23 protein-coding genes are annotated in these 19,343 nt (G+C 63.5%); 7 read left to right on the top strand and 16 right to left on the bottom strand.

What is annotated here, in order from left to right:
* The first annotated feature begins 22 nt into the window (after positions 1–22).
* Together AB4Z19_RS04865 and AB4Z19_RS04860 are read left to right on the top strand one after the other, a co-directional pair.
* The gene (locus AB4Z19_RS04865; RefSeq protein WP_442025551.1) at positions 23–901 is read left to right on the top strand and encodes a pirin family protein; all 879 of its coding nucleotides are present in this window, start codon (positions 23–25) and stop codon (positions 899–901) included.
* 61 nt (positions 902–962) lie between these two features.
* Entirely contained in the window at positions 963–1,433 is a 471-nt protein-coding gene (locus AB4Z19_RS04860) for a hypothetical protein (RefSeq protein WP_442025552.1), read from the top strand.
* Here AB4Z19_RS04860 and AB4Z19_RS04855 read toward each other — a convergent pair.
* Both AB4Z19_RS04855 and AB4Z19_RS04850 read right to left on the bottom strand, forming a co-directional pair.
* The gene (locus AB4Z19_RS04855) at positions 1,414–2,106 is read right to left on the bottom strand and encodes a hypothetical protein (RefSeq protein WP_442025553.1); all 693 of its coding nucleotides are present in this window, start codon (positions 2,104–2,106) and stop codon (positions 1,414–1,416) included. The two genes, AB4Z19_RS04860 and AB4Z19_RS04855, sit on opposite strands and share 20 nt — an antisense overlap.
* Positions 2,051–3,223, bottom strand: coding sequence for an acyltransferase family protein (locus AB4Z19_RS04850; RefSeq protein WP_442025554.1), 1,173 nt, complete (start codon positions 3,221–3,223; stop codon positions 2,051–2,053). Before AB4Z19_RS04850 ends, AB4Z19_RS04855 begins: the two co-directional genes overlap by 56 nt.
* Positions 3,224–3,291: 68 nt before the next feature.
* Here AB4Z19_RS04850 and AB4Z19_RS04845 point away from each other — a divergent pair, with 68 nt between their 5' ends.
* Positions 3,292–4,254, top strand: a complete 963-nt coding sequence (locus AB4Z19_RS04845; protein ID WP_442025555.1) for a succinylglutamate desuccinylase — start codon at positions 3,292–3,294, stop codon at positions 4,252–4,254.
* Positions 4,255–4,321: 67 nt separating this feature from the next.
* Here AB4Z19_RS04845 and sugE read toward each other — a convergent pair whose 3' ends face one another.
* Positions 4,322–4,645 carry a quaternary ammonium compound efflux SMR transporter SugE gene (gene sugE, locus AB4Z19_RS04840; protein ID WP_442025556.1) on the bottom strand — a complete coding sequence of 108 codons (324 nt, stop codon included), beginning with the start codon at positions 4,643–4,645 and terminating at the stop codon, positions 4,322–4,324.
* A 126-nt stretch (positions 4,646–4,771) separates the two neighbouring features.
* On the opposite strand from sugE, the gene AB4Z19_RS04835 reads away from it, so the two are divergent.
* The 3 genes from AB4Z19_RS04835 (at position 4,772) to AB4Z19_RS04825 (ending at position 6,585) form a co-directional block, all read left to right on the top strand.
* The gene (locus AB4Z19_RS04835) at positions 4,772–5,131 is read left to right on the top strand and encodes a DUF1304 domain-containing protein (RefSeq protein WP_442025557.1); all 360 of its coding nucleotides are present in this window, start codon (positions 4,772–4,774) and stop codon (positions 5,129–5,131) included.
* Positions 5,132–5,208: 77 nt separating this feature from the next.
* Positions 5,209–5,514 (top strand): ArsR/SmtB family transcription factor, encoded by a 306-nt coding sequence (locus AB4Z19_RS04830; RefSeq protein WP_442025558.1) that lies wholly within the window; start codon positions 5,209–5,211, stop codon positions 5,512–5,514.
* A gap of 12 nt (positions 5,515–5,526) precedes the next feature.
* On the top strand, positions 5,527–6,585 hold the full coding sequence (locus AB4Z19_RS04825) for an alkene reductase (RefSeq protein ID WP_442034493.1): 1,059 nt from the start codon (positions 5,527–5,529) through the stop codon (positions 6,583–6,585).
* Between the two features lie 58 nt (positions 6,586–6,643).
* Here AB4Z19_RS04825 and AB4Z19_RS04820 read toward each other — a convergent pair whose 3' ends face one another.
* The 7 genes from AB4Z19_RS04820 to AB4Z19_RS04790 all read right to left on the bottom strand — a co-directional run bounded on the left by AB4Z19_RS04820 (position 6,644) and on the right by AB4Z19_RS04790 (position 14,373).
* On the bottom strand, positions 6,644–7,597 hold the full coding sequence (locus AB4Z19_RS04820; protein WP_442034491.1) for an MBL fold metallo-hydrolase: 954 nt from the start codon (positions 7,595–7,597) through the stop codon (positions 6,644–6,646).
* A gap of 79 nt (positions 7,598–7,676) precedes the next feature.
* Entirely contained in the window at positions 7,677–9,035 is a 1,359-nt protein-coding gene (locus tag AB4Z19_RS04815) for an acetate kinase (protein ID WP_442034489.1), read from the bottom strand.
* Between the two features lie 44 nt (positions 9,036–9,079).
* On the bottom strand, positions 9,080–9,577 hold the full coding sequence (locus AB4Z19_RS04810) for a hypothetical protein (RefSeq protein ID WP_442025101.1): 498 nt from the start codon (positions 9,575–9,577) through the stop codon (positions 9,080–9,082).
* Between the two features lie 9 nt (positions 9,578–9,586).
* Positions 9,587–10,288: a C39 family peptidase gene (locus AB4Z19_RS04805; protein ID WP_442025099.1), complete on the bottom strand. Its 702-nt coding sequence runs from the start codon at positions 10,286–10,288 to the stop codon at positions 9,587–9,589.
* Entirely contained in the window at positions 10,285–10,731 is a 447-nt protein-coding gene (locus AB4Z19_RS04800) for a hypothetical protein (protein WP_442034487.1), read from the bottom strand. The genes AB4Z19_RS04805 and AB4Z19_RS04800 overlap by 4 nt, the downstream gene beginning before the upstream one ends.
* Positions 10,732–10,787: 56 nt before the next feature.
* Positions 10,788–12,704 (bottom strand): hypothetical protein, encoded by a 1,917-nt coding sequence (locus AB4Z19_RS04795; protein ID WP_442034486.1) that lies wholly within the window; start codon positions 12,702–12,704, stop codon positions 10,788–10,790.
* Positions 12,705–13,020: 316 nt separating this feature from the next.
* Positions 13,021–14,373 carry a sigma 54-interacting transcriptional regulator gene (locus AB4Z19_RS04790; protein WP_442034484.1) on the bottom strand — a complete coding sequence of 451 codons (1,353 nt, stop codon included), beginning with the start codon at positions 14,371–14,373 and terminating at the stop codon, positions 13,021–13,023.
* 207 nt (positions 14,374–14,580) lie between these two features.
* Here AB4Z19_RS04790 and AB4Z19_RS04785 point away from each other — a divergent pair, with 207 nt between their 5' ends.
* A complete protein-coding gene (locus tag AB4Z19_RS04785; protein ID WP_442034482.1) occupies positions 14,581–15,201 on the top strand; it encodes a 1-acyl-sn-glycerol-3-phosphate acyltransferase in 621 nt (206 codons plus the stop codon).
* Between the two features lie 3 nt (positions 15,202–15,204).
* On the opposite strand, the gene ureB is transcribed toward AB4Z19_RS04785, so the two are convergent.
* The 6 genes from ureB to ureC form a co-directional block, all read right to left on the bottom strand.
* Entirely contained in the window at positions 15,205–15,489 is a 285-nt protein-coding gene (gene ureB, locus AB4Z19_RS04780; protein WP_442025089.1) for an urease subunit beta, read from the bottom strand.
* Positions 15,490–15,626: 137 nt separating this feature from the next.
* The gene (locus tag AB4Z19_RS04775) at positions 15,627–15,818 is read right to left on the bottom strand and encodes a hypothetical protein (RefSeq protein WP_442025087.1); all 192 of its coding nucleotides are present in this window, start codon (positions 15,816–15,818) and stop codon (positions 15,627–15,629) included.
* Positions 15,815–16,447: an urease accessory protein UreG gene (ureG, locus tag AB4Z19_RS04770; protein WP_442025085.1), complete on the bottom strand. Its 633-nt coding sequence runs from the start codon at positions 16,445–16,447 to the stop codon at positions 15,815–15,817. Before ureG ends, AB4Z19_RS04775 begins: the two co-directional genes overlap by 4 nt.
* 4 nt (positions 16,448–16,451) lie before the next feature.
* Positions 16,452–17,132, bottom strand: coding sequence for an urease accessory protein UreF (locus AB4Z19_RS04765; RefSeq protein WP_442025105.1), 681 nt, complete (start codon positions 17,130–17,132; stop codon positions 16,452–16,454).
* Entirely contained in the window at positions 17,132–17,638 is a 507-nt protein-coding gene (ureE, locus tag AB4Z19_RS04760; RefSeq protein ID WP_442034480.1) for an urease accessory protein UreE, read from the bottom strand. Before ureE ends, AB4Z19_RS04765 begins: the two co-directional genes overlap by 1 nt.
* 4 nt (positions 17,639–17,642) lie before the next feature.
* On the bottom strand, positions 17,643–19,343 hold the full coding sequence (ureC, locus tag AB4Z19_RS04755; protein WP_442034478.1) for an urease subunit alpha: 1,701 nt from the start codon (positions 19,341–19,343) through the stop codon (positions 17,643–17,645).

Raw genomic sequence — 19,343 nt, 5'->3', positions numbered from 1 at the left:
TAATCAAAAAAGGAGAATGGTTATGGGTATCACTAGCGAAAAAATCGGATCGGCCCGCGGCGTGGAACGCATCATCCACGGCCAGGCCGTGATGGATGGCGCAGGCGTGAAGATCAATCGCGTCCTGACCCAGCCGCTCCAGCGCCGCCTCGACCCGTTCCTGATGCTGGACAATTTCGGTTCGGATGAAGCCAACGACTACATCGCCGGCTTCCCCGACCACCCGCACCGCGGTTTCGAGACGGTCACTTATATGCTGACCGGCCGCATGCGCCACCGCGACAGCGCCGGTAATGAAGGCCTGTTGACCAACGGCGGTGTGCAATGGATGACCGCAGGCCGTGGCGTGATCCACTCCGAAATGCCGGAACAGGAAGCCGGTTTGATGGAAGGCTTCCAGCTGTGGCTGAACCTTCCGGCCAAGGACAAGATGCGCAAGCCCTGGTACAAGGACTTCGGCGCCGAAGAGATTCCCGTCTTCGATACCGAAGCGGGCGCCAAGGTACGTGTGATCGCTGGCCGCAGCCATGGCGTGGAAGGCGCCGTGCAGCGCGAGGTCACCGAGCCGCTGTACATCGACGTGGAACTGCCGGCGGGCGCAAGCATCAGCCAGCTTATCCCGGCGGGCCATAACGCCTTTATCTACACCTATCGCGGTGAAGTGAAGGTGGGCGACAAGGCAGTCCCGGCGCGCAGCATGGCGATCCTGGCCAATACGGCAGGCGCCGACGGCGTGACCGTCACGGCGGGCGAAGCGAGCCGCTTCATCCTCCTGGCCGGCAAGCCGCTGAATGAGCCGATCGTGCAGTACGGCCCATTTGTGATGAACTCGCAGGAAGAGATCTTCCAGGCCGTGAATGATTTCCGCGCCGGGAAACTTGGCGAGGAAGCGCACGCGTAATGTTCAACGCAGCACCTGAGGCCCGGACAGGCCTCAGGGCTGTTTCCGCTACAATGCGGAGATGAGCAACCCACTCCTCACCTGGCTGACAAAGCTGAGCCACATGCTCGGCCTGAGCACCGCCGAATCCTTCCCATCCGGCCACGCCTACGCGCGCACCCGCTGGGACAAGGCTTACTTCGATATCGCTTCCGACGTCAAGCCGGATGACATCGAACGCCGCATCTGCGAAGCCATCGCCAACACTCCGCTCGTTTTCGCGCACATCACGAATCCCACGCCTGGCATGCAGCGTGTGCTGTTTGGCCTGATCGAACAGCGCCTGCGTTTGAACCACGAACGCGAAGCCGGCCAGCTGGCGGTGCTGCTGATCAAAGCCTACGAGAGCCGCGACATCCAGGAAGCCTCGTCCGGCCTGCGCGCGGCCATCGCATCGACTGAAGGATTGGAACTACCAACGCGCGTGCGCGCCCTGCTCGCCTTCCTGGCCGATATGCAGTCGCCGTTTGGCGTCATCGAGATGCGGGGCTAGGCCGGTAACTCAGGTTCTCGCGATAACGCAGCAACTCAAGGCGCACGCTGCGCACCATGCTCGCCGCCAGCGCCGCCTCCGGCATTTCAGCCGCCGCTGCAAAACTCGCAGCGGGACGCATCAGCACGTAGCGCGGCGCTTCGCCGCCGATCTGCAATCGATACCAGGTAAAGCGCGCCGCCTTATCGGCCTTGCTCCGCTGCGCCGCCAGCAGGCGTTCGAAGGCGACCTCTTCGCCGGGCGCGATCTGATAAGTGCTCAAGGCGAGGAACGGTGATGTATCGGGCAGTGGTGCGCCGGCGCTGGCGTTATCGAGACGCTTGTAGATACCATGGCTGAGGAAGTCGGCATGCGGCGTGACGTTGACGGCGTTGTCCGCCTGGTCGGCGGCTGGCTGCACGGCGGCGTCGAAGTCGGCCATCGCGTGGCCGAAGGTGCCGTCCATGAACAAGCCGAGGCGGTCGCCGAGCACGAAGGACCAGCCGTACCAGGTCCAGCTGTCTTCAGCTTTCTTATGCCAGCCCAGGTGGCGCTCGTAGCCCGCCTCGAACTCGGCGCCCTGCCCCGGCTTGGGCTGGATCACCACCATGCGCGCATACGGGCCTGCCTGTTGGGCATTAGCCAGCGGCGACAGCGCCATCGCGGCGGTCGCCGCGATCATCCACTTCCTCATGCTTGCTCCTCGCGTAGTTTGTCGGTACAAAACGCTCACGCAGTTTCATGAACGGCGTTTCGACGACAATGTACAGCAAGAAGCCAACAATTGCAGAAGCGGCAAGCAGGATTGCAATGCCGCGTGGTTCGTCCGGTCCGATGTCGTAATTCCAGGCCAGGATGTGGGCGAGCACGATGCACAACTGCTTGTGCGTCAGGTAGATGGCATAGGACCAGATGGCGATCGAACCTGCGCCCGGAATGCGCGTACGCGCCAGCAGGCCGCCGGGACTCATGCCCGCAACGAGCAGCGTGCTGAAGGCAAGTCCCAGCAGCGGATAGCCAAACACCGTCATGCCGAAGCCGTAGTGGTCGCGGATGAACAGCGCAAAGGCCAACGCCGTCAGCAGCGCGCCTGCCGCCAACGTCCAGTTGCCGCGCGAAGTCAGGCGCGTCCAGGCCGACGGATGGAAGTTCTTCAACAACGCCAGCGCCACGCCGAACAGCAGCTCATCGAAGCGGCACAGCGTGGAATAATAAATCAGCGTGTAGAACGCCGAGGTGCCGCGCGAACCGAGGTCGAGTCCCGGATGCCAGATCGATGCCCGCCACGCCATCGCGGCCAGCAGCGCGCCAATCAGGGCGCTCCAGCCCCAGAGCAGCGAGCGGCGCAGCAGCGCAATGCCCAGCGCCGCGGCTGGCAGCACCATGTAGAACTGTTCTTCCACGCACAGCGACCAGGCGTGCGAGAACAGCGTGCCGGGGATCAGGTTGAAGTTCAGCGTGAAGGTCCAATACTTCCACCACGGCGCAGGATGCGAATCGCCGGCCCATAAAGGCCAGAAGGCGTACAGCGCCAGCACGACATAATAGTTCGGCAGCGTGCGCAGCAAACGGCGCAGGTAAAAGCGTCCCAGCGAGAAGCCGCCGTTGCGCAGTCCCGCGAAAATCAGGTTACCGATCAGGTAGCCGGACAGCGCAAAAAACAGGTCCACGCCAGCCCACCCCACCTCGCTCGCCCAGCCAAAAGTGGCGTCGTGGGTGACGAAGGTCATGTAGTGATTGCAGAACACGAGCGCGATGGCAGCGGCGCGCAGCGTATCGAGGCCGTGGATGCGGGTTGAAGATTGGTTCATGCGCGCATTGTACCTGCGCTAGAATACCGGGCACTGTATTTACCACGCACCCGAACCAGAGGAAGAGCATGACCGTAGCGAGCGAACTGCATTTCAAATCTGTTAATTACACCGGCCAGGGCAAGGGCCGCCGCCTGATCGTCACCGGCGCCGTGCACGGCAACGAAACGGCCGGCACCAAGGGCATCCTGCGCGTGATGGAGCAGCTGGACAAAGGCGAGCTGAAAATCCTGAATGGCAGCGTGACCTTCGTGCCGATCACCAATCCACTGGCGTATGCAAAAGGCGAACGCTCCGGCGAGCGCAATCTGAACCGCAATCTGTTCCCGAACGAGAATCCGCAAGATTTTGAAGACCGCATCGCGAACTGGCTGTGCCCCCTGCTCGGCCAGCACGAAATCCTGCTCGACCTGCACTCCTTCAACGCACAAAGCCAGCCTTTCGTGATGGTCGGTCCGCGCAATAACGACGGCGATCTGCAACCCTTCAAGCACGAAGCGGAAGAGCGTGCGATGGCGCGCATCCTCGGCGTAAAGCGTTTCGTTGACGGCTGGCTGGCGACTTACGGCGCCGGGGTGAAGCGCCGCCTGCGCAATGACAGCGAACTGGAAACCGTCATCAAGTACGGCGTCGGCACCACTGAATTCATGCGCAGCACGGGCGGCATGGCGCTGACGCTGGAATGCGGCCAGCACGCCGATCCGCATGCGCCGGATGTCGCCTACCGCGCCATCATGAATGTGCTGGCCCACTTCGGCCTGATCGACGCGCCGAAGCCGCAACCGGTGCCGGTCGAGGAAATGGAATATCTGAGCATGGTGGAAGTACACGACAAGCTGCACGCGGACGATAAATTCAGCCGCGTATGGTCCAGCTTCGATCGCCTTAAGCAAGGCGACGAAATCGGCGTCCGCGCCGACGGCACGGTCGCTACCGCACCATTCGACGCCTACATGCTGTTCCCGGATGTGAACGCGAAAGCCAACGCCGAGTGGTATTACCTGGCCAAGGTCAGCGACAACTTTAATTGATGCATGGCGGATCGATGATCCGCCCTACGCAATTGTCGCCGTCTATTCTGCGCAGCGGTAGGGCGGGTCATTGACCCGCCGAGAGCAGCTTCAGTCCCAGAATACCGGCCACGATCAGCGCGATGCACAGCAGACGCGCTGCGCTGGCCGGTTCATTCAGCATCATGATGCCGTAGATAACCGTGCCCACGGTGCCGATGCCGGTCCACACGGCGTAAGCGGTGCCCAGCGGCAGGTGGCGCAAGGCCAGTCCCAGCAAGCCGACACTGCCCGCCATGGCGGTCAGCGTGAGCGCGCTCGGCACGAGTCTGGTGAATCCAGCGGTATATTTGAGCCCCACAGCCCAGGCAACTTCCAGCAGGCCAGCGAGGAAAAGGACGATCCAATGCATGATCTTCTCCCAAGTCATGACAGGGTCGTCCCTGCCCGGCTCCTTTGACGAAGGCGGGGTCGTCCCCGCAGGAGAAAGAGCCGGCAGTATATCATTGCGGAAAATTTCTTTCAGAGAGGAGACCCAATGGTATTGCTGGCCCAGATCGTTACCGCCATCGTTCTGCTGATTCATGTCTACATTGTTCTTTTGGAAACCGTGCTTTTCCCTACCCGGGGACGCCGCGTGTTCGGCTTGTCCGCCGAGAAGGCCGAGATCGTGAAACCGGCCATGTCCAATCAGGGCTGCTACAACGGTTTCCTGGTTGCCGCGCTGGCCGTCGGCTTCCTTCATCCCAACCCGGCGGTTGCCCACGCCTTCACCGTGTTCGGCCTTATTTGCGTGGCGGTGGCCGGCGTCTGGGGCGGCGTGACCGTAAACAAGCGCATTTTGGCCGTCCAGACGGCCCCCGCCGTCCTTGCGCTGATCCTGAATTTTGTGCTTTAAGCAGGCCTTGAAAGAATATCGTAGAATCCCGATATACGAATCGGAATCCTACGATTTACGTATCGAAGAAAACCGAAATGACCCAAGAACTCGACATTGACGCCGTCCACAAGGCCCTGGCCAACCCGGTCCGGCGTGAAATCCTGTGCTGGCTGAAACAGCCGGGTGCTTACTTCACCGAGCAGATACACCCGCTTTCCATGGGGGTGTGCGCTGGGCTGATCGAAAGCAAAACGGGATTGTCGCAGTCCACGGTGTCTGGCCATCTCTCCATCCTGCAAAAAGCGGGACTGGTGACGGTGCAGCGCATGGGTCAGTGGAACTTCTATAAACGTAACGAGGAAACGTATCAGCAGTTTCTCGATCACATGAAGGCTTTTTAAAGGAACACAACAATGACTACGCTCTTTGACCCGATCACCATTGGCGCCCTCTCCCTGAAAAACCGCGTCGTCATGGCGCCGCTGACCCGCTCGCGCGCCGTTGGCGAAGGCCGCGTACCGAACGCGCTGATGGCCGAGTATTACGCCCAGCGTGCGTCTGCCGGCCTGATCATCAGCGAAGCGACATCGGTGACCGCACAGGGTGTGGGCTATGAAAACACGCCGGGCATCTGGTCCGACGAACAGGTGGCCGGCTGGAAGCTGGTGACTGAAGCCGTGCACGCCAAGGGCGGCAAGATCGTGCTGCAGCTGTGGCACGTCGGCCGTATCTCCGACACCAGCCTGCTGAACGGCGACGCGCCCGTGGCGCCGAGCGCGATTGCAGCGAACGGCAATGTGAGCCTGCTGCGCCCTGCGCGTCCATACCCTACCCCACGCGCGCTGGACACCAGCGAGCTGGCTGGCATCGTCGCCGCTTACCGCAAAGGTGCCGAGAACGCGAAGAAAGCCGGCTTCGACGGTGTGGAAATCCACGGCGCCAACGGTTATCTGCTGGATCAGTTCCTGCAAGACTCCACCAACAAGCGTAACGACCAATACGGCGGCTCGATCGAAAACCGCGCCCGCCTGATGCTGGAAGTGACCGATGCCGTGATTTCGGTGTGGGGCGCCGGCCTGGTCGGCATGCACTTGGCGCCGCGCCGCGATGCGCACGATATGGGCGACTCCACGCCGGCTGAAACCTTCGGCTACGTGGCACGTGAACTGGGCAAGCGCAAGATCGCCTTCATCGCGGCACGCGAAGCGGTGGGCGACGATTCCCTTGGCCCGCTGCTGAAGAAAGAGTTCGGCGGTGTCTACATCGTCAACGAGAAATTCACCGCAGAGAGCGCGCAGAATGCGCTGGCGGAAGGCCGCGCTGACGCCATCGCCTGGGGCAAGGATTACATCGCCAATCCGGACCTGGTGCGCCGCCTGCAAACCGGCGCCTCGCTGAACGCGCAGCGTCCGGAATTGTTCTACGGTGGCGGCCCCGAAGGCTACGTCGACTATCCGGCACTGGAGGCTTAACCCTCACCGTGGGGTCAGACCCAAGGGTCTGACCCCACGGTGTGACCCCATTTAGGGGCTAGCGCGGGATGCTGTAGGTCACGGGGTAAAACTCATACCCCTTGCCATGCGCTCGGATGTGGCCCAGTGCCGGGAACGGCAGGTGGGCCGCGCCGAACAGATAGCCTTGCTTGGCCGCTTCGGCAAAGGCGGCCTGGCGCTGCGCCAGCGCTGCCTTGTTGTCGGTGTCGAAGGCAATCGTTACGGTCGGATCTTCGAACTGCACTTCGGCGCTGTGCAGCAAATCGCCCATCAGCACCAGCTTCTGGCCTTTACTCTCCACCACATAAGTCGTGTGACCCGGCGTGTGGCCGTAGCTGGACGAGGCGCGTACGCCCGGCACCAGCTGGGTGCTGCCTTCAAACGGCTTGAACTTGCCGGCGCTCGCGTACGCCGCGACGGAATCCATCGCGCCCTGGAAGAAGCCTTTCGCATCCGCCGGCGCCTTCTCCTGCTCCTGTTTGCTCAGCCAGTAATCGGCATCGCGCTTGTCGACGCGCACCACGGCGTTCGGGAAAGCCGGTTTGTTCAGCGCGCCTAAACCGCCCACGTGGTCAGGGTGCAAGTGGGTGATGTAAATCTCGTCGATCTGTTCCGGCTGGTAGCCGGCAGCTCTCAGATTGTTCACCAGCTTGCCCAGGTTCGGACCGAACAGGCCGCCTGCGCCGGTGTCGACCAGCACCAGCTTGCTGCCGGTGTTGATCAGGAAACCGTTGAAGGACATTTCGTATGGCAGCTTCACGAAATGCTCGGCATACGCTTTCTCGGTCTTGCCGGGTTTATTGTGCAGCAGCTTGTCCATCGGCATTTCATTGGTGCCGTCGTTCAGCACGGTGACTTCGAAATCGCCCAGCGTGGTGCGATAGAAACCGGGGGACTGGGACTTGGCCAGAGGCGCTGCAGCAAAGGCAGCGCCGGATGCGAGCGCGGCGGCGAGCGCCACCGCGGCGGAGATACGGGTGCGTTGAGTCATGAATTCCCTTTTACTCAATATTGTTGGAATCATTACGATAGCGCAATTCCGGCGGCTCTGCAGGAGGCCGCCGGAAAGCTCAGAAGGACATCGGCAGGCGCACCGACAAGGTCACGTCCGGTGTATCGCGCGTCAGACCCGCGCCGACGGTCACGTTGAGCGTGCGCTTTTCATTGAGGCGATACGAGAAGCCCATCAGCAGCGTACCCAGCTGGGTGCGCACCGAGCCCGGCACGGCGACGCCGTTCTGTTTGGTGCGTGCGATCGACTGGTGATCGTAGCCGAGGCTGAGCGACGCTTTATCGTTCAGCGCAAGGCCCATGCCGAAGTTGAAGCCGACCACGGCGCCCGGCTTGACCGTCCCCAGCGGCTCCATCGCTCCGCTCAGCACCTGGCGTTCCACGTTGTCACGCTTGATGTTGTACAGATAGCTCACGCTGCCGAAGAAGACTGCTGGATCGGACGGGAACAGCCAGGTCAGGCTGGGCTGAATGGCCCAGAAGCCGGAGCCGGTCGGCAGGTCCAGCGGCAGGCCGGTGCCCGACGCATTGTCGCCCACGCAGCGCACCTGGCAATCCGTCACCACTTCAAACGGGTCCTTGCCGGTGCGGGTCTTCACACGCAAGCCGGCAACGTAATAGGAGCTGTCGGGACCGCCATCATTGATCTGGTGGCGCACCGCCACTTCAACGTCGCCAATGCCCTTGCCGCTGGTCTGGAACACGTTCTCGACCGCGGTACCGGTGAACAGTTCGCGGCTCACGGTCGAATCGGAACGGTAGGTATAGGGCAGACGCACCTCGACTTCCGTGCGGTTGGTCAAGCCATAGCGCCCGGCCAGCGTGACGGTGTTGGTATTGCGCTTCAGCTCGCGCACGTCGACCAGGCCGATCAGCAGTGCCGGAATGATGGTGTAGCCGACCAGGGCCACGCGGTTGCTGGACGAATAGCCGAACTGGTAACTGGGCTCAAGCACGTAGTGGCCGCGCGGTGTCAGCACGCCGGGCGCCTCGAACAAAGGCGCCACCGCCGGTGGACGGCTGTCGCGCTCGGGCGCCTTGCCGACGGGGTCGTTGCGCTGGTCGCCGCCGCCTTGTGCGCCTTGTGCACCTTGTGCTGCCGTGCGCCGGTCGTCGGCGGGCTGGGCCGGCTGGCTGGGCGCCGGCGCCGCTTGTGCCTGCCCTCCCGCCTGCCCGCTGCCGGTGCCGCGTGCCTGCTCCAGCTGGCTCGGCGCCACGGGATTTTTCAGCCGCTTCAAGTCTTCCTGCAGGGATTGCAGCATGGCCTTCTGTTCGGCCAGCTGCTTCTTCAGCGTCTCCAGTTCGGCCGCCATGGCGGCGTTGCTGCGATTATCCTGCGGTAGTTGCGCCATGGCGGCGCTGCACATCAAGAGTGTGACGCCGGCTGAGCCGGCGCGCAAGGTACGGACAAGCTGCATGCTTCCCCCTTTTCTAGAGACGACGTCGACAGATGCTGCCGTGCTCAGCGCGGGCCAACCACATTGGCCAATGCCTGGCGCAGCGTTGCTTCCAGATTCATACTCTTCAGCGCAGCCAGCGTATTGACCGTTGCATTGATGGTGGTCTGACTGCGTATCAGTTGATCATTGACGCTGTTCTGGATCAGGAGGGCCGACATCAACTGAGGCATCGCATCGGCGGAGAAGCTGTTGCCCGGTCCGTTCTGGACCAACTGGAAGGGCTGCAGCGCCTCGCGTGCGATCTGGGCCTCGGCGCTGCTCATGCGCGCCATGTCGGCGATATTGAATTGGGTGGTGGAAACCACGTTGCCGTTAATGGATACCAGGCGCTCAATGCCCAGCGAGACGACCAGCCCATTGCCGGTGTCGAAGCCGCCGCGGACCGCTTCCAGCTCGCTGTCGGGCACAGGCGTGCCCCAGTCCGGGCTCGCTTCATCGGCATCGGCCGGAAGCACCGCAAGACTGCACAGCAAGGCAAGCATCCAGCGGGAATTGCGCATGGCTCGCTCCTAGAATTCGCCGGCGCCGTTCTTCGGCACCGTCACTCTTGCCAGCCCTTCGCGGTCCACCGCATCGCCCAGGAAGGCACGCGGTGCCACCTTCCACTCGGCCACTTCATTGAAGTGCGGCTTGCCGTTGTCGGGGCCACTGCGTTTATGGATCACAAACAGCAGGTGATTTGGCCAGATGGCCTCAAAGGATTTGCGCCCCACGGCGCGTGTTCCGCCAGACGGATCGCCCAGCAGCACGCGGTCGGACTCGACGCCCTTGACCACTACGAAATGATGGTAACCCTTCTCAACTATCAACACAATGGCCGGGAATTTGGCCTGGACCAGCTTATCGAGCGGCAGTTCAAAGCCGTCCGCCGTGAAACCGTGGTTGCCGAGGAACCGCTTCATATCCAGCAAGGAGAAACCCTCGCGCCGGATCTTGGCCTGATCGCCGGTGACATACATTTCCTGAAACGCTTGTTGCTCGGTGACAGGAAAGTCATAGTGGTAAGTCAGCAACGTTGCTACCGCTGCCGAGCCGCAGCTGAAGTCGTACTGCTGCCGCACCGTGGTGCGGAAGCGCGCTTCCTTCATGCTGGTCACGTGGACAAAATACGGAACACCGCCGACGCTGGCCAGTTCGGCTGCCAAGGGGGCAGCAGCCGGCGCGGCCAGCGCCAGGGTGAGGCACAACCAGCGTAGCGTAGGCATGTTCATTGGATTTGCACGTTAACGATGGTGGCGTTCTGAATCAGCACATTGGAGCCGGAATTCTGGATCACGGTCGGCAGGCCACTCGCATTCACAAACGAGCCACCAGTGATCACATTGTTGCCGGTTACCACGTTGACCGCGCTGTTGTCGGTCACCGTGCCGCTCAGTTTCATATCGCTCCAGGGCGTATCGGTGYCGCCACGCATGCGCGACAGCTTTTCCTCCCCGAGCGGCGTGCCGAACACGCCGCTTGATCCCTGCCCGGCGCCGAGCGGCACCGGGACCGGGGCCGGGCTGCGTTCGCCCGGATTGGACGTCCCCACACTTGCGACAGCAACTGCCGGAGGCGTTTCCCTCGCAGGGCTGACCTGCGCCTGTTGCGCCACACATGGCAGACACAACAGCCAGGCCAGCATCCCGCCTGTCTTCGCGGACCAGGTATGCATGACATTCTCCTGTCCTGAGAAGTGCGCCCCCCCAGCGGCGCCCCACCGCTTTGCGCTTAGTGCTGGCCGACCGTCAGGTTGGCCTGAACATTGACGCTCTGCTGAATCAGGGAAGAGAAGCCATTGTTCTGGCTCACCACCGTGATGCCTGCGGCGCCGCCGGCGACCGTAGTCATCGTGTTGGACATATTGAACTCGCCAGCGCTCACGCTGTTGGTACCGCCAGCACCGCCCGAGCCGCCGTTTCCAACACCACCGGTAGCCGTGCCTGCCGTGTTGGTGCCGCCTGCGCCGCCTGCACCGCCAGCGCCCGCTGCACCGGCACCGCCGGAGCCGCCCGTGTTGCTGCCGCCTGCGCCTGCTGCACCGCCGGTGTTGCTGCCGCCTGCGCCGCCGGAGCCGCCGGTGCCTGCCGTAGCATTACCGTTGGTGGCTGCGCCGCCAGCTGCTGCGCCCGAAGCCGAGCTGCCGCCTGCACCGCCGTTGCCGGCCATGTTGGACGCTGCACCGCTGCTGCCGCCGCCTGCACCTGCACCACCAGCGCCACCGGTGCCGCCTGTGCTGCTGCCATTGCCGCCGCCGGCACCTGCACCGCCTGCACCGCTGGCTGCGCCTGCACCTGCGCCACCAGTATTCGATGCCATGGCGCCTGCGCCTGCCGTGCCGCCAGTGCCTGCTGCACCTGCACCGCCAGCACCGCTGGTGTTGGCGCCGCCGGCTGCGCCTGCGCCGCCTGCGGTCGATGCCGAAGAACCAGCGCCGCCGGCGCCAGTTGTTGCGGTACCGCCTGCTGCGCCAGCACCACCGTTGGTGGTCGCCATTGCACCTGCGCCGCCAGTGCCGGCATTGCCGCCGGTACCGCCGCCGCCGCCGGCGCCCGAAGTGGCTGCGCCACCGGTGCTGGCATTACCGCTGGACGAAGCGGCGCCAGCCGTGCTGGTGCCGCCGCCGCCACCGGCACGCGAATTGCCGCCGTCAGCGCTCTGGGTCGAACCGGCATTGCCGCCACCGACCGAGCCGGTGCTGCCGGCATCGCCGCCGCTGCCTGCGCGGGCCGCATTGCCGCCGTCGCCGCCAATGGCACGTGCAGCGTTGCCGCCCGAGCCGCCGGATGCGCCGGTTGCAGCGCCAGTGCCGCCGCCGTCGCCGCCAATAGCGCGTGCAGCATTGCCGCCGTCACCGCCCGATGCGCCGGCTGCACGGCCGCTGTTGCCGCCATAGCCGCCATTCACGGCGCCATTGCTGCCGCCGTCGCCACCGATGGCGCGGCCGGTATTGCCACCGCCGCCGCCGGTTGCGTCGCCGGTAGAGCCGCCTGCGCCGCCAGCACCGCCGGTGCTGCCGCCGACACGGCCGGCGTTGCCGCCTGCGCCGCCAGAGCCGCCTGCGCCGCCGTCACCGGTGCGGGCGCCACGGGCATTGCCGCCGTCGCCGCCATTGGCACCGCGGGCATTGCCGCTGCTGGCGCTGCCGCCATTGGCGTCGCCCACATTGGCATCGCCGCCGCTTGCGCCGCGGCCGCCATTGGCATTGCCGGTGTTGCCGCCGGAGCCGCCGTTAGCGCCGCTTGCACGGGCACCGTTGCCGCCATCGCCGCCATAGCCTTCGGCGCCGTTGCCGCCGCGAGCGCCGCTGGCATTGCCGCCAGTCGCATCACCGCCGATACCGCCACGTGCTGCGCCGCCGTTGGCGTTGCCGTTGTTGGTAGCGATATTGCCGATGTTGCCGATCGAGTTGCCGCTGACAGTACCGGTCAGTGTGCTGGTCGCGGTGGCGGAGGAAGTGTTGAACGAGCTCGTCATGTTCGAGGTCGCAGTCCCGCCATTGTTGGCGGCTGCAGCAGCATCAGACGTGGCGCGTGCATTGCCAGTGCTGTTGTTGTTGTCGTTCGCGTTGTTCGTGTTGTTGCTGTTCCTGCTCTGACTCGTGGACGAGGTATTGTTATTCCCCGACTGATCTGTGGATTGCGCCATCGCTCCTAGACTGAACATCAATCCAATTGCTGTCGCCAGTATGCTTTTATTCATTTTGTGCCTCACCAAAAAGTAGTTTTTGAACGTTCGGCCACCCGGGCTAAGCCCAGGCAGAGGCAATTACGCAAACTTGGTGCCAGCACTGATGAAAGCCGCGAAGCGCTTGAGTTTAAAGGCTTTTTCGCGGCAGGACTGTTGAGCAATAGAGCCTAGCTTTATGGAAGGGTCACAGCGGTGTGACAGGGTTTGCGGCAGATCGGGTATTTGTCCTGCAAGCCACCCCATGCGACGCTTGTCACATGGGTGTGACGCCGTCTCATCCGGCATGCATAAAACGCCGCGATGGAGGTTCGATACCGTGCTTGGCCATCAGACGGTACAAGGTCATGCGTGACACACCGAGCTCGCGCGCCACCATGGTCATGCTCTTGCCTTCGCATAGGTGAGCTTGCAGCGCGGCCCGCTCGGCCTGGATGCGCACGCCATCCAGCGCATCGTTCAGCACGTCCGGCGTGGCGTCCTCAAGGCCCAGATCGCACGGCTGTATCATGTGCCCCTCCGCCATCACCAGCGCGCGCCGCACGCGGTTGACCAGCTCGCGCACATTGCCCGGCCAGTCGTGCGCGCACATCGCCTCCAGCGCGCGCGTGCTGAAGCCCTTCACGCCCGGCGCCCGCTCGGCCGCAAAGGCGTTGAAGTAGTATTCGGCCAGTGCCACCACATCGCCATCGCGCTCGCGCAGCGCCGGCACATCCAGCGGCAGCACGTTCAGGCGGTAGAACAGGTCTTCGCGGAAGCGGCCCTCGTCCACCGCATGCAGCAGCTTCACGTGCGATGCCGCGATCACGCGCACGTCAACCGTGATCTGGCGCGTACCACCGACGCGGCAGATGGTGTGCTCCTGCAGGAAGCGCAGCAGATTCGATTGCATATCCAGCGGCAGGTCGCCGATCTCATCAAGGAAGATGGTGCCGCCCGCGGCCGATTCGATCAGGCCGCATTTGTCGCGCGCCGCACCGGTAAAGGCGCCCTTCTCGTAGCCGAATAATTCCGACTGAATCAGGCTGGCCGGCATGGCGCCGCAATTGATCGGCACGAAAGGCGCGGCGGCGCGGCTGGAATGGTCATGCACGGCGCGCGCCACCAGTTCCTTGCCGGTCCCGCTTTCGCCCCAGATCAGCACTGGCGCTTCCACCTGCGACACCTTGACGATCTGCTGCCGCAAGCGGGTGATGGCGGGACTATTGCCCGTCAGGCGCATGCCATTCGGCCGGCTGCCGGGAATGGCGGGACTCTGCAGTACCGCCAGGCCGAGCGCGTGACCCAGCGTACAGCGCAGGCGCAGGCCGTCCAGTGGCAGGGTGTGGTAATCGAAGCAGTAATCGTGCACCAGCTGGCGGAAGTGCCCCGCCTCCAGTGCCGATGGGTGGAACAGCGCCACCCACTTTACCCACCAGTGTTCGCGCAGGAAGCGATCGAGTGTCTCCAAGGGACAGTTGCTGGCGTCAAGCAGCAGCACGCCCACCAGATACCGGTGCAGGCGCAATACTTCTCCCGCCTCTTTCAGGCCGGAGGCTTTCCCAACATCCCAGTCCTTCAGTACCGCCCCAATCGCGTCTCTCGCTCCGTGGCCAGGCAAGGCCACACATAAGAGTCGCTTATCTGTCATCTTCTCTACACCATGTTCGCCCGATTCCAGACCGCTGAACGGCCTGGTGTTCTTGTGTTTTATGCTTCACATGTTGCAAGGCTGGTCGCCCCTGGTCTTGCTGGACGGCGCACACACGGATAGAATGCGACGTTTTTTTCAGCAAGTCTGTTTCAATTTTTATATTACTTACGGTAGCAGCCCCTGCGCTTTTAGCACGAGGACAATATGAACCAATATAGGCTACAGCCAGACAATCTGCCAAGCTGGCGGCAGCGCACTTCTCTGCGGGTGTTGAATTTCTTCGGCTGGCAGATGTTATACAGCCCGCTGCCGGGGCCGCGCGGGATTGCCGTGGTGTACCCACACACCTCGAACTGGGACTTCATGGTGGGCGTGTTCGCCAAGTGGACCACCGACCTGCCCTTCCGCTGGCTGGCGAAGGATTCGCTGTTCCGCATCCCGCTGCTGGGCAAATGGTTTTATGCGCTGGGCGGCCAGCCGGTCGACCGCAGCGCGCCGCAAGGCATGATCAGCGCGCAGGCCGAGCGCATGCACAAGGAACCGTGGTACTGGCTGGCGATTACGCCGGAAGGCACGCGCGGCTACCGCCCGCACTGGAAGAGCGGCTTCTACCATCTGGCGCTCGCGGCCAAGGTGCCGCTGCTGCTGGTGTATCTCGACTATCCGAACAAGACGATCGGCGTGGTCGATCATCTCGACCTGACCGGCGATCAGGAACAGGACATGGCCGCAATCCGCGCCATCTACGACGGCCATCTGGGCAAGCATCCGGAACTGGCGGCGCCCATCGTTCTGAGCGAGCGCCGCGAAACGCCGCGCGCCTGAACGCTACTTGCGCGGTCCGCCGCGCGCGCTGAATCCCCACACTTCGCGGTCACTGTCGAGCTTGACCAGTGCGACGGTGCGCTGCTGGCGCGGTTCGAATCGCACGGCGGTGCCGGGCGCGATATCGAGCCGCATGCCATACGCCTTCCACCGCTCGAAATACAGGGCGGAATCCACTTCGAAAAAATGAAAGTGCGAGCCGACCTGGATAGGCCGGTTGCCGCGGTTCTCCACCGTGACGCTGACCGTTGTGGGGCCAGCGTCCGGCTGCTTGCTGTCGATTGTCATAGGGATACAGTGTAATCGCATATGCCCCTACTTTTGCAAGTGGCGTGCCATCGGAATACGGCACGAACATCCGGCGCTGGCCGCCATCCGCGCCATTTACGACGGCCACCTGAACAAGCGTCAGGAGCTGGCGGCGCCTATTCTTCCCGGCGGCCGCCGCGACTCAGCCAACGCTTAAGCACTTTCGCGCCTCCCGCTACCAGGAACAGGCCGGCCAGCAGCAGGCCGGCCGTGAACCCCGAGGCCACATCTTCCAGATGACCCGGATGGGCCAGGGCCGGCGCCGACACCAGTGCCGCCAGCAAGGCAACTGCATTCGTCCTTTTCATGCTTCCTCCAGTTGTGATGAGCCAAGCAGGCCCTGTTCGCGAATAAACTCGATCACCTGCGCTACGCCTTCGCCGCTGCGAAGATTGGTAAACAAGAAGGGACGCTCGCCCCGCTGCCGCTTCGCATCGTTCGCCATCACCTCAAGGTTGGCGCCCACATGCGGAGCAAGGTCGGTCTTGTTGATGATCAGCAGGTCGGAGCGCGTGATGCCGGGTCCGCCCTTGCGCGGAATCTTTTCGCCGCCCGCCACATCGATCACGTAAATCGTCAGGTCCGACAGTTCAGGGCTGAAGGTGGCCGCCAGATTGTCGCCGCCGGATTCGACCAGGATCAGGTCCAGCGCAGGGAAATCGGCCTGCAGGCGCGCGATCGCTTCAAGATTGATCGAGGCGTCTTCGCGGATCGCCGTGTGCGGACAGCCGCCCGTCTCCACGCCCATCAGCCGCTCCGGCGGCAGTGCTTCTGCACGCAGCAGTATTTCCATGTCCTCGCGGGTGTAGATGTCGTTAGTGATGACGGCCATGTCGTAGTGCTCGCGCATGCCTTTGCACAGCTGCTCGCACAAGGCGGTCTTGCCCGATCCGACCGGACCGCCGATGCCAACGCGCAGGGGATTCGATGTATTCATGGTTTCAGGACCTGTAAAGGCGGCCATGCTGGACTTCGTGCTGCATCGACAGCAGCGACAGACCCGGCGCCCAGTTGGACAATTCATCATCGGCCAGCGTCTGCGCACGCTGCACCGCGGCCTCGATATCGCTGCGCAGTGCGAGCAGGATCTTCTGTCCCGCCACCTGCCCCAGCGGCACGGATTTGACGCACACCAGCACCTGGTTCTCGGCCCACGAGAACAGCATGGCCAGCAAGGCCTCTTCGTGCGGAATGCCCAGTGCAGCCACGGCGCAGGCATACGCGGCCGGCAGCGGCACGTCGTCGCTGGCGCGCAGCATTGCCAGTGCGCCCTCGTCGACGATGCCCAGTTCCTCGACCAGCTTGCGCAGCGAATAACCCATCTGCACGCTCTCGGCGCGGAATTCGCTGGTATCGCGCGCAGCCATAGCGCGCTCGGTCAGTTCCAGCACCAGCTGGGCATCGCGCTGCGTGTAGGCTTGCATGAGACGCCAGCACAGCGGTGCATCCCACAGCGCGATCACGTCGGCGAGTTGCATGGCAATCCAGGCCTGCGCACCGGGGGCATCACGCACCTCGCCCTGTTCGATGGCCGCCTCCAGTCCCTGCGAATAGCTGTAGCCACCAATCGGCAGCGCGGGACTGGCGAACTGCAGCAGGTGCAGCAGCTGGGCGGCGCCGATCATGACGGGTCTCCCGGCCGGTGGATCTTCTGCCGCAGCGGCACCGGCGCCAGCGGGTGACCGTGGTCATGGCCGTGATGATGGCCACCGCCGTAAGCGCCGGCTTCCGGCTCGAACGGTGCCTGCTCCGCTTCAACCGCCGCGCCAAGGCCGATCAGCATTTCTTTGAGCACCGCGTCGGCACGGATGCGCAGAAAACCATCGCCCAATTGCGCCTGCGTGTGGCGATTCCCCAGATGGAAGGCGCAGCGCAGCAGCGTGTGGGCATCGCGGCAGGTCACCCGGTAGGTGGCTTCGGGTGCAGCCACAATCTGCACCACGCGCTTGTCCTCCCCCGTCAGCAGATCGCCATCGCGCAGCACCGTGCCGCGCACCGTGAACACGCCCACCGTTTCGCCACTATCAAGGGTCGCGCGCAGGCGGCATTTCTCGCGCAGTTCGTATGGCAGGACAAGGCGCGCGTCGATGCGCGCGGCGCCGGAAATTTTGGTGTGCAGAGTCAGCATGGCGTCAGAACAGGAAATAGCGCTGGGCCAGCGGCAGTACATCGGCGGGCTGGCAGGTCAGCAGGCGGCCGTCGGCGCGCACTTCATAGGTTTCGGGATCGACTTCCATGAGCGGCGTGGCGCCGTTATGGATCATGTCGTGCTTGCGCAGGGTGCGCATGCCGCGTACGGCCATCACCGGCTTTTGCAGCTTGAGCTGCTCGCCGATGCCGGCATCGAAAGCGGCCTGCGATACGAAGGTCAGCGATTTTTTCAGGCCGCCGCCAAAGGCGCCGAACATCATCCGGTAATGCACCGGCTGCGGCGTCGGGATGGACGCATTGGGATCGCCCATCTGCGCCGCGGCAATCATGCCTCCCTTCACAATCATCGATGGTTTGGCGCCGAAGAAGGCAGGCTTCCACAGCACGATATCGGCCAGCTTGCCCACTTCGATCGAGCCGACGATATGCGAAACGCCATGCGTGATGGCCGGGTTGATGGTGTACTTGGCCACGTAGCGCTTGACGCGGAAGTTGTCGTTGCGCTCCGAATCTTCGGCCAGTGCGCCGCGCTGGATCTTCATCTTGTGCGCGGTCTGCCAGGTGCGCAGGATCACTTCGCCCACACGCCCCATGGCCTGCGAGTCGGACGACATCATCGAGATTGCGCCGATATCGTGCAGGATGTCTTCGGCGGCGATGGTTTCGCGGCGAATGCGCGACTCCGCAAAAGCCACGTCCTCGGCAATCGCCGCATCCAGATGATGGCAGACCATCAGCATGTCCAGGTGTTCGTCCAGCGTATTCACGGTGTAAGGCCGGGTCGGATTGGTGGACGATGGCAGCACATTGGACTGGCCGACGGCTGCAATGATGTCCGGTGCATGGCCGCCGCCCGCGCCTTCGGTATGGAAGGTGTGGATGGTGCGGTCCTTGAACGCGGCAATCGTTGTTTCGAGAAAGCCGCCTTCGTTCAGCGTATCGCTGTGCAGCGCGACCTGGATATCCATGGCATCGGCCACGGAAAGGCAGTTGTCGATGGCGGCCGGCGTGCTGCCCCAGTCTTCGTGCAGCTTGAGGCCGATGGCGCCCGCCCTCACCTGCTCCTCCAGCGGCAGCGGACGGCTGACATTGCCCTTGCCCAGAAAGCCCAGGTTCATCGGGAATGCATCCGCCGCCTGCAGCATGGAATGGATGTGCCACGGACCCGGCGTACAGGTGGTGGCTGCGGTCCCCACTGCGGGACCGGTACCGCCGCCGATCATGGTAGTGACGCCGCTCATCAAGGCCTCTTCGATCTGCTGCGGGCAGATGAAGTGAATATGGCTGTCGATGCCGCCGGCCGTGACGATCATGCCTTCGCCGGCAATGATCTCGGTGGCGCCGCCAATGGCCATGGTCACGCCGGGCTGGATGTCCGGATTGCCGGCCTTGCCGATGGCCGCGATCAGCCCGTTTTTCAGGCCAATGTCGGCTTTCACGATGCCCCAATGATCCAGGATCACGGCATTGGTGATCACGGTATCCATCACCTCCGCATGGGCGCGCTGCGATTGCCCCATGCCGTCGCGGATCACCTTGCCGCCGCCGAACTTCACTTCCTCGCCAGGGATGGCAAAGTCTTTCTCGACTTCGATGAACAGTTCCGTATCGGCCAGGCGGATGCGGTCCCCGGTGGTGGGACCGTACATCTCGGCGTAGGCGCGGCGCGTGATGGATGCCAT

It is taken from the genome of Pseudoduganella sp. RAF19 (assembly GCF_052114165.1).
In the GTDB taxonomy this organism is placed as follows: Bacteria; Pseudomonadota; Gammaproteobacteria; order Burkholderiales; family Burkholderiaceae_D; genus Rugamonas.
This window is presented reverse-complemented; position numbering and strand designations above follow the sequence as displayed.

What these genes read in the sequence shown, in the direction of transcription:
- AB4Z19_RS04865 (WP_442025551.1), top strand. Translation starts at nt 23, where the DNA reads ATGGGTATCACTAGCGAAAAAATCGGATCGGCCCGCGGCGTGGAACGC.
- AB4Z19_RS04860 (WP_442025552.1), top strand. Translation starts at nt 963, where the DNA reads ATGAGCAACCCACTCCTCACCTGGCTGACAAAGCTGAGCCACATGCTC.
- AB4Z19_RS04855 (WP_442025553.1), bottom strand. Translation starts at nt 2,106, where the DNA reads ATGAGGAAGTGGATGATCGCGGCGACCGCCGCGATGGCGCTGTCGCCG.
- AB4Z19_RS04850 (WP_442025554.1), bottom strand. Translation starts at nt 3,223, where the DNA reads ATGAACCAATCTTCAACCCGCATCCACGGCCTCGATACGCTGCGCGCC.
- AB4Z19_RS04845 (WP_442025555.1), top strand. Translation starts at nt 3,292, where the DNA reads ATGACCGTAGCGAGCGAACTGCATTTCAAATCTGTTAATTACACCGGC.
- sugE (WP_442025556.1), bottom strand. Translation starts at nt 4,645, where the DNA reads ATGCATTGGATCGTCCTTTTCCTCGCTGGCCTGCTGGAAGTTGCCTGG.
- AB4Z19_RS04835 (WP_442025557.1), top strand. Translation starts at nt 4,772, where the DNA reads ATGGTATTGCTGGCCCAGATCGTTACCGCCATCGTTCTGCTGATTCAT.
- AB4Z19_RS04830 (WP_442025558.1), top strand. Translation starts at nt 5,209, where the DNA reads ATGACCCAAGAACTCGACATTGACGCCGTCCACAAGGCCCTGGCCAAC.
- AB4Z19_RS04825 (WP_442034493.1), top strand. Translation starts at nt 5,527, where the DNA reads ATGACTACGCTCTTTGACCCGATCACCATTGGCGCCCTCTCCCTGAAA.
- AB4Z19_RS04820 (WP_442034491.1), bottom strand. Translation starts at nt 7,597, where the DNA reads ATGACTCAACGCACCCGTATCTCCGCCGCGGTGGCGCTCGCCGCCGCG.
- AB4Z19_RS04815 (WP_442034489.1), bottom strand. Translation starts at nt 9,035, where the DNA reads ATGCAGCTTGTCCGTACCTTGCGCGCCGGCTCAGCCGGCGTCACACTC.
- AB4Z19_RS04810 (WP_442025101.1), bottom strand. Translation starts at nt 9,577, where the DNA reads ATGCGCAATTCCCGCTGGATGCTTGCCTTGCTGTGCAGTCTTGCGGTG.
- AB4Z19_RS04805 (WP_442025099.1), bottom strand. Translation starts at nt 10,288, where the DNA reads ATGAACATGCCTACGCTACGCTGGTTGTGCCTCACCCTGGCGCTGGCC.
- AB4Z19_RS04795 (WP_442034486.1), bottom strand. Translation starts at nt 12,704, where the DNA reads ATGGCGCAATCCACAGATCAGTCGGGGAATAACAATACCTCGTCCACG.
- AB4Z19_RS04790 (WP_442034484.1), bottom strand. Translation starts at nt 14,373, where the DNA reads ATGACAGATAAGCGACTCTTATGTGTGGCCTTGCCTGGCCACGGAGCG.
- AB4Z19_RS04785 (WP_442034482.1), top strand. Translation starts at nt 14,581, where the DNA reads ATGAACCAATATAGGCTACAGCCAGACAATCTGCCAAGCTGGCGGCAG.
- ureB (WP_442025089.1), bottom strand. Translation starts at nt 15,489, where the DNA reads ATGACAATCGACAGCAAGCAGCCGGACGCTGGCCCCACAACGGTCAGC.
- AB4Z19_RS04775 (WP_442025087.1), bottom strand. Translation starts at nt 15,818, where the DNA reads ATGAAAAGGACGAATGCAGTTGCCTTGCTGGCGGCACTGGTGTCGGCG.
- ureG (WP_442025085.1), bottom strand. Translation starts at nt 16,447, where the DNA reads ATGAATACATCGAATCCCCTGCGCGTTGGCATCGGCGGTCCGGTCGGA.
- ureE (WP_442034480.1), bottom strand. Translation starts at nt 17,638, where the DNA reads ATGCTGACTCTGCACACCAAAATTTCCGGCGCCGCGCGCATCGACGCG.
- ureC (WP_442034478.1), bottom strand. Translation starts at nt 19,343, where the DNA reads ATGGCATCCATCACGCGCCGCGCCTACGCCGAGATGTACGGTCCCACC.